This is a genomic window from Rania fehmarnensis, assembly GCF_056494185.1.
In genome coordinates this window covers 6,262,555-6,274,987 of sequence record NZ_CM151398.1, presented here as the reverse complement: position 1 = coordinate 6,274,987, position 12,433 = coordinate 6,262,555, and the positions used below count along the sequence as shown (strand labels likewise).

9 protein-coding genes are annotated in these 12,433 nt (G+C 55.9%); 4 read left to right on the top strand and 5 right to left on the bottom strand.

The features are described from left to right. Positions 1-99 precede the first annotated feature (99 nt). From SH573x_RS21505 to SH573x_RS21485, 5 genes are all read right to left on the bottom strand, one after another. Positions 100-900, bottom strand: a complete 801-nt coding sequence (locus SH573x_RS21505; protein WP_479349838.1) for a type III pantothenate kinase — start codon at positions 898-900, stop codon at positions 100-102. A gap of 169 nt (positions 901-1,069) precedes the next feature. Then, positions 1,070-2,083, bottom strand: a complete 1,014-nt coding sequence (gene obgE, locus SH573x_RS21500; protein WP_479349837.1) for a GTPase ObgE — start codon at positions 2,081-2,083, stop codon at positions 1,070-1,072. A gap of 122 nt (positions 2,084-2,205) precedes the next feature. Then, the gene (gene fusA / locus SH573x_RS21495; RefSeq protein WP_479349836.1) at positions 2,206-4,323 is read right to left on the bottom strand and encodes an elongation factor G; all 2,118 of its coding nucleotides are present in this window, start codon (positions 4,321-4,323) and stop codon (positions 2,206-2,208) included. 457 nt (positions 4,324-4,780) lie between these two features. Continuing rightward, entirely contained in the window at positions 4,781-5,848 is a 1,068-nt protein-coding gene (gene lpxK / locus SH573x_RS21490) for a tetraacyldisaccharide 4'-kinase (protein WP_479349835.1), read from the bottom strand. Between the two features lie 15 nt (positions 5,849-5,863). Next, a complete protein-coding gene (locus SH573x_RS21485; protein WP_479349834.1) occupies positions 5,864-6,967 on the bottom strand; it encodes an isocitrate/isopropylmalate dehydrogenase family protein in 1,104 nt (367 codons plus the stop codon). Positions 6,968-7,244: 277 nt separating this feature from the next. Here SH573x_RS21485 and ptsP point away from each other — a divergent pair, with 277 nt between their 5' ends. The 4 genes from ptsP to SH573x_RS21465 all read left to right on the top strand — a co-directional run bounded on the left by ptsP (position 7,245) and on the right by SH573x_RS21465 (position 12,433). Beyond that, entirely contained in the window at positions 7,245-9,008 is a 1,764-nt protein-coding gene (gene ptsP, locus SH573x_RS21480) for a phosphoenolpyruvate--protein phosphotransferase (protein ID WP_479349833.1), read from the top strand. A gap of 237 nt (positions 9,009-9,245) precedes the next feature. After that, complete coding sequence (ribA, locus tag SH573x_RS21475; protein ID WP_479349832.1) at positions 9,246-10,472, top strand: GTP cyclohydrolase II; 1,227 nt, start codon at positions 9,246-9,248, stop codon at positions 10,470-10,472. A 246-nt stretch (positions 10,473-10,718) separates the two neighbouring features. Continuing rightward, positions 10,719-11,588 (top strand): alpha/beta hydrolase, encoded by an 870-nt coding sequence (locus SH573x_RS21470; protein ID WP_479349831.1) that lies wholly within the window; start codon positions 10,719-10,721, stop codon positions 11,586-11,588. Continuing rightward, positions 11,588-12,433, top strand: a complete 846-nt coding sequence (locus SH573x_RS21465) for a hypothetical protein (protein ID WP_479349830.1) — start codon at positions 11,588-11,590, stop codon at positions 12,431-12,433. The genes SH573x_RS21470 and SH573x_RS21465 overlap by 1 nt, the downstream gene beginning before the upstream one ends.

Sequence of the window (12,433 nt, the reverse complement as noted above, 5' to 3'; positions counted from 1 at the left end):
CAACGTAGCGGAAGCCGTCAAGGCTTTCGAGAATCCAGCGTTGCGCTCGAAATGCTTGACGCATTCCGCTACGAGGTCCGAAATGCTTGACGCATTCCGCTACGAAGGGGCCTGCGACAGATTGGCCAGCCCGCGGAGCACTAGTTGATCGACTACCTGCAGCGGTGCGCGGAGATGAGGCGATAAACGTGGTCCATCGCCTCCGCTAATGACGACCAAGACTTCAGCACCATAGGCAGCTCGATAGCGCTCGATCAAATGCTGCACGCCTCCGACCACCGCGCTGCTAACACCAGCGGCCATGGCGGCGCTGGTGTTTCGCCCCGGCAGTGGTGGCAAGTCAAGCAATTCGTCGGCGGCCACTTCTGGCAACAAATCAGCCGCCTGGCTAAGTAGCCGCAACATCATTGGGACGCCCGGCATAATAGCGCCACCACCGAAGCGATTTGGTGGTTCAACCCAATCCACCGTGATCGCCGATCCAGCTTGCACCACAATCAGCGGCTGGTCTGGAAAGCGAGCGGCAGCAGCCGACGCAGCCAGTAACCGGTCGATACCAACTCGGTCAGGCTCATCCACGTCTAAATCCCATCGCAGGTCCTGATGAGTGACTAGGTGGAAGTGATCATGTCCGCGGCTGGTCACGTAATCTGACAACAACGATTGCATCGTTCGCTGCACACTACTGACTAGCCAACGGCAAGTTCCGAAGTCAGAACCTAGCCAGCCATCGAGCGATTTGTTAATTAGCGAGAGATGCCCCTGGGGGTCGCGATCAGCCGCCTGCCAGTCGACCCGCAACAATTTCGAGTACCATGGGCTTTGCTCATCCCAGAAGGGTTTTAATAGGACACAGCGCATGCCGCTGTTGCCGATATCTACGCAGATGGTTTGTGCCATGCGAATACTTTACACATCAAGCTTTTAATCGTAGCGGAAGCCGTCAAGGCTTTCGTATATTACTTTACGCCCTCGAAATGCTTGACGCATTCCGCTACCCAGCCCGAAACGCCTGACGCGTTCTGCTACCAAATACGAAACGCTTGACGCGTTCCGCTACGAGTGTTAGTTAGGGCGTTACGAGGCTACGGCTTTGTTGTTCCTTCAGGACCGTGGCGATGCGTTGGATTAGTTTGTTCAGTCCGCTGCCAGTCACGGCGCTGATTAGCTGAACCTCGCGACCGATCTCTTGCGCCAGTTGCTCGGCGATTTCGTTGGACCCTGGCAGTTCCGCTTTGCTGACGACGATGATCTCGGGACGCTCGGCCAGTGCGGGGTCGTACTGGACCAATTCGGCTCGGATGACATGATAGTTCTGGATCGGGTCTGTGCCATCGGTGGGCATGGGTTCGACCAGGTGGACCAATATACCTGCGCGCATGATGTGGCGCAGGAAATCATGACCCAGGCCTACACCTTGGTGAGCACCCTCGATCAAACCCGGTATGTCCGCCATGACAAAGCTGCGATCGATATCGACGACGACCTGGCCCAAGTTAGGAAACTTAGTGGTGAACGGATAGTCGGCAATTTCGGGTCGAGCTCGCGAGAGGCGGCTGAGCAGGGTGCTCTTGCCTGCGTTGGGTTTACCGACCAGGCCTACATCGGCGATGACTTTCAGTTCCAGGATGATGCGACGTTTTTCGCCATCGCCACCGCGCGTGGCTTCGCGCGGAGCCTGGTTGATCGACGATTTGAAGTTCGTGTTGCCTTTGCCACCGGCACCGCCGCGGGCGGCGATCACTTCTTCGCCCGACTTGACCAGGTCCTTGATTACCATGCCGGAGGCGGAGTCAATCATCAGGGTGCCAGGCGGAACGTGGATCACCAGATCTTGGCCGCTGCGGCCGCTACGATCGCTGCCTTCGCCATTGGAGCCGCGTTCGGCGCGCCAATGTTTTTGATGTGCGAACGAGACCAGGCTGTTCACGCCTTCGACTGCGCGAATGATGATGTTGCCACCGTGACCACCGTTGCCGCCGTTGGGGCCGCCGTTGGGTACGTACTTCTCTCGGCGGAAGGAGACGCAGCCGTCACCACCGTTACCGGCTTCGATTTGAATTTCAGCACGATCGACAAACATAATGACTTCATTCCTAATGAATGCTTGTGCCATACAAAAACAAACACCGCGGCAACCGAATGAACAGTTGCCGCGGTGCGGTGGCTATTAATTTTCAGGCCAGCACTCGCACCTGGATAGGTTTAGCGAGCGGCGACCAATTCCTTCTGTTGCTTCTTGCGTTCGGCGATAATGTCTTCTTGAACATTAGCAGGTGCCTTGCGATAGGTTGCTAGTTCCATCGTAAAGGTACCTTGTCCCTTGGACATACTACGCAGGTCGGTCGCATAACCGAAGGTTTCGGCCAGCGGCACTTCCGCGTTGATGTACGAGATACCATCGCGGGTATCGGTTTGACCGATCAGACCGCGACGACGAATCACGTCACCGACGACGTCACCCTGGTAGATCTCGGGGCACTCGATTTCGACTTTCATGATCGGTTCCAGGATGATCGGCTTGCTAGCCCGCATCGATTCACGGAAGCAATCGCAAGCAGCGATATAGAACGCGCGTTCCGACGAGTCAACGTCGTGGTAGCTACCGTCGGTTAGATCGATACGAACACCGACCACTGGGTAGTCAGCCAACGGACCCTTGGGCAGCGAATCGCGGAAGCCTTTTTCCACAGGCGGAATGAACTGCTTGGGAATGCGACCACCGACGATGTGCTCTTCGAACTCGAAAGCCGCTTCGCCTTCCGATGGGATTGGGCTGAGCGAACCGACGATGTGAGCGAACTGACCCGAACCGCCCGTTTGCTTCTTGTGCTTGTAGTTGAACTCGACCTTTTGGCCAGGTGCTTCGCGGTAGCTGACCTTCGGTGCGCCGACTTCGACTTCGACCTTGTACTCGCGTCGCATACGCTCGACGTAGATGTCCAAGTGCAATTCACCCATTCCGCAAATGATCGTCTCGCTGGTTTCTTCGTCGTTGTAGACTTGGAAGGTTGGATCTTCTTTACGGAAGCGTTGCAGAGCCTTGCTCATCTTGTCAGCGTCAGCTCGGCTGGCAGGAGTCACCGCGACCTTGATAACAGGATCGGGTACAAACATGCTTTCCAGCGAGCAGTAATTGCGTTCGGTCGAATAGGTATCACCGCTGGCGCAGTCGATGCCCATAATGGCGACGATATCGCCGGCCTCGGCCGAGTCAATTTCTTCGCGCTTATCGGCATGCATCCGCACAATGCGGCTGAAGCGTTCTTTGCGAGCGGTACGTTGGTTGGTGTACATCTCGCCTTTGTTGATCCGACCTTGGTAAATGCGCATGAACGTCAACTGACCATAGGGATCTTCGACGATCTTGAAGGCCATGCCCACAAACGGTGCTTCGGGATCCGGCTTCAGCGGCATGCGTTGGGTTTCGTCATCGACGCGACGAGCCATGATCTCGCGATCCAGCGGGCTGGGCAAGTAACGCGTTACGGCGTCCAGCAGCAGTTGAACGCCCTTGTTCTTAAAGGCCGAACCAACGAATACCGGCGTGGCGCCTTGCTCTTGAGTGGCTTGGCGAACGACCTTGTGGATCAGTTCTTCAGGCACTTCTTCTTCGCTCAGAAGCAGTTCCATCAACTCGTCGCTGTACATCGACAAGCTTTCCAACATGGCATGACGCTCTGCTTCAGCTTCGTCGGTGTACTCAGCTGGAATGGGCTCCTCGCGGACCTTTTCGCCATCGTTACCGTCGAAGTAACAAGCCTTCATGGTTATCAGATCGATAACGCCGGCAAAATCATCGCCAGCGCCCATGGGCAATTGCATCAGGATCGCGTCTGTATTGAGCTTTTCCTTCATCATCTGAACGCCACGTCGCGCGTTGGCACCGGTGCGGTCCATCTTGTTGATGAAGCACAAGCGCGGCACTTTGTATCGACGCATTTGGCGGTCAACCGTCAGCGACTGGCTTTGCACGCCACCGACGGCGCACAAAACTAAAACCGCACCGTCAAGTACGCGCAGCGAACGTTCGACTTCAATCGTGAAGTCCACGTGGCCGGGGGTATCGATCAAGTTGACGTGATAGGTACCGGGATTGATTCGATGGGTTTGCCACTGAACACTGGTGGCGGCGCTGGTAATGGTAATACCGCGTTCCTTTTCCAGTTCCATATGGTCCATCGTAGCGCCGTCGCCGCCGCCTTTGACTTCCTCAATCTTGTGAATGCGGCCGGTGTAGAACAGGATCCGCTCGCTGAGTGTCGTTTTACCTGAGTCGATGTGAGCACTAATGCCGATGTTGCGAACTTTTGACAGATCCATTTTTCACCTAAACAACCGAAACACACAGGACAAAACCAACCATTACAGGTCTCGTTGCGATGGCATCTGGAAGTCGGATGAACCAACAAGTTCTCCGCAGACGCCTCCCCAACATACTTTCCGCCAACCGACCTGGTGAGCTACCACAGCTCATTGCCAAAGCGCGGCTCTAGACTGTTTCTCGCGGTCTACAAATACCCGATAAACAATAGACTAACGCGGTGCCTGAAGCGGTTCGCGACTTTGGGGAACAAAACTTGCCAGCCGCTAGCCCAACCATTGCGTAAGCCAAGGGAGGATGGGGTGCCGTTCCCCACTACCACGAAACTCAACTCAGATTGCCAATCCGTTAAAACCTCTTCCGACCAGAATATCTTACAAGAAACAGTGGGGTAGAAAAGGCCAAAATTTTTTGCTCTGCCACCCAAGAGCAAATTGAAATATTAAGTTTCAGGTTTCAAATTCCTGAATTGAGATCGGAAAGTTCAATTTTAGCCACCAGTTTTTTCAGCACCTCTTGCAACTGCAGTTCATCGCTAGGCGAAAAAACCATGGAAATTTCCACTGCCACTAGCGGCAGGCCACCCAGCTGTGGCACCTGCAATTTGACCCAGTCTTTCATCGTACAGACCACGGCTACGCATTCCGGGTGCCCTGCCGCCCACGCCTGAAGGTCGGCAACGTCGTCGGAAGAAAAGGCATGATGGTCGGCAAATATTCGCCGCTGAACGACATTCTGTTTTGTCAGGGCTGCCCAAAATCCGTCAGGATGGCCAATTCCACAAAACGCCAGCACGGGTTTCCCATCCAGTTCGTTCAGCCGCGACCAGGGGCAATTCAAACCCTGCAGACCGACCGCCGCGTGATCCGACTCCACGCAAACCGCTTGCGGCGCGCAGCGAGCAATGCGCGAGCGCAACTGTGCTATACGCTCACGTTTGGCCAAGCCGGCACGCGTCAGTACGATCAGGTCGGCGCGCTTCAGCCCCGACCACGGTTCGCGCATCAGTCCAGCCGGCAGCGGCCAATCGGTCGAAGTCGGCTGGCTGGCATCGATTAGCACCACATCGACTTGCCTGGCCAGCCGCCGATGCTGGAAACCATCGTCCAGGACCAATACTTGCATGTCGAGTTCCTCGAGGGCCAGCGTCGCGGCAGCCACTCGATCGGGATTCTGCAAATGCGGAACATCAGGCAGTCGCAGCTCCAACTCGAGCGCCTCGTCATTGCGACCACTGTCCAATTGGCCATAGCCACGACTGAGGATGGCCACGCGCAAGTTCTGTTGGCGAAGCCAATGGCATACCCAAGCGACCATTGGCGTCTTGCCGGTCCCACCCACACTCAAGTTCCCAATGCAGAGAATGGGCACATCAACTTTGGTCGCTTTGAGCCAGCCGAAATCGTAGCCGAGATTTCGCGCACGCATCCATACCCAATACGGCACACTCAGTGGCCGCAGGCTCCATTGCAACAGTCGAGCTGCCAGGGTAGCCCTGGCAGCATGGAGCCAATGCCGGATCATCGTGGGTCCGTTAGCTTATTTCGCGCCCAGCTTGGCACAGATAGCCTCAGCCATTTCCTTGGTGCCCACGGCGGTTGGATCGTCCCGATTATCCTTGAGGTCATAGGTGACATGTTTGCCTTCGGCGATCACATCGGCCACAGCTTTTTCCAAGCGAGCCGCCGCATCCTCTTCGCCCAGATGTTTGAGCATCAACATGCCGGAGAGAATTAGCGCAGTGGGATTAACTTTGTTAAGGCCTTTGTACTTGGGTGCCGAGCCGTGCGTGGCTTCGAATACGGCTCCGTTGGGACCGATGTTGGCACCTGGTGCAACTCCCAATCCGCCCACCAATCCCGCTCCCAGGTCGCTGACGATATCGCCGTAGAGATTGGGCAGTACCAGCACGTCATACAGCTCGGGCTTTTGCGTTAACTGCATACACATGTTGTCGACGATGCGCTCTTCGAACTGGATCTCTGGATACTCTTTGGCCACTTCCATGGCTGTTTTGAGGTACAGACCATCGGTGTACTTCATGATGTTGGCTTTGTGGACCGCGGTTACTTTCTTGCGGCCATTGGCTCGCGCGTAATCAAACGCCGTCTTGACGATGCGCCGCGAACCGGAAATGCTGATCGGCTTGATCGAAATGCCTGTTTCTTCCGTCTTGGACTTGATCTTGCGGTCGGCTGGCAAGCCATTGATGAAATCGATCAACTGCTTGGTCTCAGGCTTGCCGACTTCGAACTCGACGCCAGCATACAGGTCTTCCGTGTTCTCGCGTACGATGACGATGTCGACCGCGGTTCCGCTAAAGAAAGTGCGCACACCGGGGTACGTTTTGCAGGGGCGAATGCAAGCGAATAGTCCCAATTCTTGACGCAGATAAACATTGATGCTGCGGAAACCGGTGCCCACCGGCGTGGTGATTGGGGCCTTCAGGGCGCACTTGGTGCGACGAATCGACTCAACGGTACTATCCGGAATCGGAGTCCCCAAGCGTTCCATGACATCGATGCCGGCTTCTTGCACGTCCCAGTTGATCTGTATGCCGGTGGCATCCACACACTTGCGGGCTGCAGCGGCCAATTCGGGACCAGTGCCGTCTCCGGTGATCAACGTAACGTCATAAGCCATGGTTTGCTCCGGCGGATTGCCAATCGGTGGCACAACAAGGGAGAGAAGGACAGCGCAGGTCGCGCGTCCGGAAGGAAAAACAAGTCAGAAAATCTAACAAACAGCCGCCAGTAGTCAACCGTAGAGCTGCTCTCACAGCTGCCAGAACGCGCTAACTGGATCACCGCTTTATCCACAGCGGGCGTCCCAGGCGGCCTGGATGCTGGTCAATATAGAGGTCAGACGCCACCTGATACGCCGACTAGAGCCACGGTCCCGGGTTTGGTAAATTGCTAGCATGCGTAAAGGAATTGCTGTTTCTCCCGGAGTCACGATCGGTACGGCCTACTGCATACACGAAGTATTCGTAGCCCCAGATCGAGAAACGCTCCAACCCGACGAAATTCCCAGCGAGTTAGCTCGCTTCGAAGCGGCACGCAAGAAATCGGTGGCCGACGTTCGCGCGTTGCATTCAAAACTGGAACGTCAAGTCGGCAAAGAAGCTGCCGCGGTCTTTGCCGTCCACGAGTCGATTTTGCAGGACACCGCTCTGGTCGGCCGCGTTCGAGATTGGATGACGCATGACCACTTGTCGGCCCAAGCTGCCCTGTCGCGACTGCTGGATCATTATCGAGGCATCCTGGAACGCACCCCGGATGTTTACTTGCGCGAACGTTTTGCCGACATTCGCGATGTGGTAATGCGACTGTCGAGCTACCTCAGCGATGCCTTGCGCGAAGATTCCCCGCTACTGCATGGGCCCGTGATCGTCGTGGCCGATGAACTGCTGCCCAGCCAGGTCGTGATGCTGGGTAACAAACCGGTGCACGGCATCGTCACCGAAGCTGGCAGCCAGACCAGCCACGCGGCCATCATCGCTCGCTCACGCGGTATCCCAGCGGTCAGCGGTGTCCCGGGCATCCTGCGGCAAACCAAGACCGGCGATACGCTGATCGTTGATGGGCGCGATGGTCATGTGATCGTCAACCCCGAACCAGAGACCCTGGCGGCGTACCGCAAACTGGAACGCGAGTTCTTCAATCTGCGCGATCAACTGGCGCATAATCGCGATCAACCTGCTGTCACTGCTGATGGTGTAGAGCTGGAGTTGCTGGGCAATATCAACGGAGTCAGCGACGCACAGGCTGCGGTGGCCATGGGCGCCTCTGGCGTGGGCCTCTATCGAACCGAGTATCTGTTCCTGACTCATCACGACGTGCCCGATGAAGAAGAACAAGTCGCCATTTACAAAGCCGTCATCGCGGCCAGCCCCAATCGCACAGTCACCATTCGTACGCTAGACATCGGTGGCGACAAGACCGTGCCGTTCCTGGGTCGCACGCAACATGAAGCCAATCCGTTCATGGGTTGGCGCAGCATTCGGCTTTCGTTTGAACATCCGCAATTCTTCATGACGCAAATTCGCGCGATTCTGCGGGCCGCGGCGACCGTCAAACACGGCGGAGCGGTGAGCTTGCTCTTTCCCATGGTCACCAACCTGGAAGAGCTTCGGCGCCTGCGCGCCTTTGTCAAACGCGCTCAAGATCAACTACAACGCGAACGCAAACCGCGCGGCAAAGTCGCTTTCGGTATGATGGTCGAAGTACCAGCGGCAGCCATCATGATCGATCAACTTCTGGGTGCCGTCGATTTTGTTTCGATCGGTTCCAACGACTTGGTTCAGTATCTAATGGCCGCCGATCGCGATAACCCCAAAGTCAGCCATCTATGCCAACCACTGGCACCGTGCGTCCTGCGCGTGCTCGAGTCAGTCGTCTCCATTTGCAATAAAGCCAACCGGCCCGTGACCCTGTGCGGTGAAATGGCTGGACAACCTCAAGCTGTCGTGCTGCTGCTGGGCATGGGACTGAGACGTTTCAGCATGAGTCCCGCCTTTATACCAACAGTAAAAGAACTAGCCGCGCACGTTACGATCCCCATGGCCCAAGCGCTACTAAAGAAGGCGCTCAAACAAAAGACCACCACCAAAATCAAACGCATGCTCAACCAAGAACTGCTGCGCATTGCTCCCAACCTGGCCCCGATCATCTCGCAGCAGTAGCACCTCCGTAGCCGAAGTCGCCAGACTTTGGACGTGTTTCCGTAGCCGAAGTCGCCAGACTTTGGAGGAGTCAACGCACCGCTTCCAATCTCTGGCGAGATCGGCTACCGCGCTTCCAATCTCTGGCGAGATCGGCTACAGCGAGATCGGCTACACACAGATTTGCCCGACGCCCTATAATAGTGTGTGGGACATAAGTGCTACTGCCTTTAAGAAGAAATCCGAGCGTTTGACTCGATGATAACATCTGAAAGTTCTCTGTACAGTTCGATCCAGGCGGCGGTTGATGCGATCCGACGTGGCGAAGTGGTCATTGTGGTCGATGCCGAAGACCGTGAAAATGAGGGCGATTTTATCTGCGCGGCTCAATTGGTAACGGCGGAGACGATCAACTTTATGCTGCGTGGCCGAGGTCAACTCTGCTGCCCGATTCTGCCGGCAGTTTGCCAGCGATTGGAACTGCGGCCCATCGTCGAAAACAATACGGCTCCCTTGCAAACGGCCTTTATGACGCCGGTGGACTATGTCGGAGCCAAGACTGGTATAACGGCCGCTGAACGCGCTGAGACGATCCGCCGATTGGCCAACGACGCCAGTACCGTTCATGACTTTGTGCGCCCCGGACACGTTTATCCTTTGCTGGCGATGGAGGGCGGAGTCCTGCGCCGCGCCGGTCACACGGAAGCAGCTGTCGATCTAGCGCGGATGGCCGGCCTGGCCCCGGCAGGTGTGCTGACTGAGATACTCGACGAAACGGGTGACCGAGCCACGCGCGACGATTTGATCGCTCTGGCTCAGAAGCACAAGTTGGAAATCATCTCGATCGAACAGTTGATCGCCCATCGACGCGTCAATGAGAAATTGGTCTCGCGCGTGGCCGCTGCCAAGTTGCCCACCAAATTTGGCGAGTTTGATATCGCTGTCTACGATGTGCAATTCGAGACTCAAGAACCAATAGCCATCTATATGGGCGACTTCAGCGATGCGGCAACTGGTCCGGCACCGTTGGTTCGCATGCACAGCAGTTGTTTTACCGGTGATCTCTTGCAGTCGCTGCGCTGCGATTGTGGTGATCAACTGCGTATGGCTCTGGAGATGATTGCCGCAGAAGGTCGAGGGGCATTGGTTTATCTGCCACAAGAAGGTCGAGGCATAGGACTGGCTCAAAAGATTCGGGCTTATGCTCTGCAAGAGCAGGGGCTCGATACGGTTGAAGCCAATCACAAGTTGGGATTCAAAGCCGACATGCGCGACTATGGCGTCGGTATGCAGATCTTGAAAGACTTGGGACTGCGCGAAGTGCGTTTGTTGACCAACAATCCCAAGAAGACCGAGGCCTTCAACCTGCGTGGTTACGATCTAAAGGTTGTCGATCAAGTGCCGATCGTTTCCCTAGCCAATCCGCACAACGCCGCTTACCTGGCCACCAAACGCGAGAAACTCGGACATAAATTGCCCGAGTAATGTTCAGTAGCCGATCTCGCCAGAGATGTAGCCGATCTCGCCAGAGATTGGAGGCTTGTAGCCGATCTCGCCAGAGATTGGAGGCGCTACGCTGGTTCGTCCAAAGTCTGGCGACTTCGGCTACGGGGAAAGGTCCAAAGTCTGGCGACTTCGGCTACGGGGAAAGGTCCAAAGTCTGGCGACTTCGGCTACGGGGAAATGTCCAAAGTCTGGCGACTTCGGCTACTAGAGAGGTTTGATTTATAGATGGAACGCACAACTCGTCAAGGAATCATCGGTCAACTAGTGATGCTGGTCGTTGGCCTGGTGGCGGTTGCGTCAGCCCAGGCAACGGACCGGCCGGATCTACGGCGTCCGTATCGCTCGTGGTGCGATGTGGTGTTTGCGGAAGCGGGTGGCGAGAAATTGCGGGCTGACATTTATAGCCCGGAGTTGGCTGCCGAAAATCAAGAGAAACTGCCGGCGGTCTTGATGATTCATGGCGGTGCGTGGAGCGCGGGCGACAAGTGGAACATGCGGGATCATGCGCGGCAATTGGCGCAAGCTGGCTATGTGGCCATTTCGATCAATTATCGTCTGGCCCCGATCCACAAGTACCCAGCTCAGTTGGACGATTGCAAAAGCGCGTATCGTTGGCTGCTATCGGTGGCCGACCAGTACCAGATCGATACCAGTCGCCTGGCAGTGTATGGTTACTCCGCCGGCGGTCATTTGGCCGGACTGCTGGCCACCAATCCCGAGCCTGATTTACCGCGATTCAAGGTGGCCGTCTTGGGTGGCGCGCCATGTGATCTAACGTTCATCCCAGAAAAGAACAAAGCGATCGCCCATGTATTCGGTGGCACGCGCGGGCAACTACCACTGGTTTACCAGGACGCTTCACCGGTAAACTACTGCACCGGCGATGATTGCCCGATCTTCTTTTACCATGGCGAAACTGATTTGATCGTTCCTCCTGAGTCCAGTCGCGTCATGTATGACAAGCTGGCAGAACAGGGGGTCGAAGTCAAATATTTTTCTGTCGAGAAACAAGGGCACCTTATCACCTTCATCGATAGCCAGGCTCGTCTGGCTGCGATCGAGTTTCTCAACCGTCATCTGAAGCAGGAACGTTGATGCTGCCACGCGAAGAGTATGTTGAGCAGGCTCACTTTTTTCGCATGCTGGTCGAGCGCGTCGGTCAGAATTTGCCTTTGCAAGAACTACTCGAACAGTCGCGTCACGAAATTCTAGCCACCACCAAGCTGCCACTGGCCATCGATCTTATGTTGGCCGAACTGAAGCATCGTGGCCAGATGAGTAGCGGCATGGCGCTGCTGCGTCATTACTTCACGCCCTTTCAAACGTTCTTGGTGGCCGAAGCCGAAACCGATCGCGGGCGATTTGATTATCGTACAGCTCTGCGAATTCTGGCGGCCGAAGCCGATTATCGCAGTCGCGAAATCAACAACCAGGGTCTGTTCTTTTTCGAATTCGAAGCCATGTCGCGCAATCGACTCAACTATGATCGCGGCCTGAAGGCCATGGCAGACGATGTAGTGTTCAACCAGGATTGGAAGACTTGGATCCTGAACGTGCGCCGGCAATTGGGCTTGATCGACCTGGCCGATATGATCTACGCCCGCAGTGAACTGTTTCACCTCAAGGCTTCGCAGGTCGATGACGATCGCGTGCTGGACCCGGTGCTCTTCGGAATGCAAGAAGGCAAAATTGCCCAAGCCAACCGACGCAAAGAAACGCTGTTCTTGTTCGCGGCCATGCAGCGACACTTGGGTTATCCCGGTGTCCCCATTCAAGAACCAGTCGATACACTGCCCACGTTGATTCCTCAAATCCAGCGACGGTTGGAACGTTTGGAGTCGCGAATTAAACTGCTGGAAGATGAGCAGCGAGGTGGTATCGATATCACCAAGTTCTATGGTGGCAAAGCGCCCGAGCCACCCGACGATGTATTTGGTTAG

Bases quoted from the DNA above. Each gene is read 5' to 3' on its own strand.
- SH573x_RS21485 (WP_479349834.1), bottom strand. From the start codon at position 6,967: ATGGCTTATGACGTTACGTTGATCACCGGAGACGGCACTGGTCCCGAA.
- lpxK (WP_479349835.1), bottom strand. From the start codon at position 5,848: ATGATCCGGCATTGGCTCCATGCTGCCAGGGCTACCCTGGCAGCTCGA.
- SH573x_RS21470 (WP_479349831.1), top strand. From the start codon at position 10,719: ATGGAACGCACAACTCGTCAAGGAATCATCGGTCAACTAGTGATGCTG.
- ptsP (WP_479349833.1), top strand. From the start codon at position 7,245: ATGCGTAAAGGAATTGCTGTTTCTCCCGGAGTCACGATCGGTACGGCC.
- fusA (WP_479349836.1), bottom strand. From the start codon at position 4,323: ATGGATCTGTCAAAAGTTCGCAACATCGGCATTAGTGCTCACATCGAC.
- SH573x_RS21505 (WP_479349838.1), bottom strand. From the start codon at position 900: ATGGCACAAACCATCTGCGTAGATATCGGCAACAGCGGCATGCGCTGT.
- obgE (WP_479349837.1), bottom strand. From the start codon at position 2,083: ATGTTTGTCGATCGTGCTGAAATTCAAATCGAAGCCGGTAACGGTGGT.
- SH573x_RS21465 (WP_479349830.1), top strand. From the start codon at position 11,588: ATGCTGCCACGCGAAGAGTATGTTGAGCAGGCTCACTTTTTTCGCATG.
- ribA (WP_479349832.1), top strand. From the start codon at position 9,246: ATGATAACATCTGAAAGTTCTCTGTACAGTTCGATCCAGGCGGCGGTT.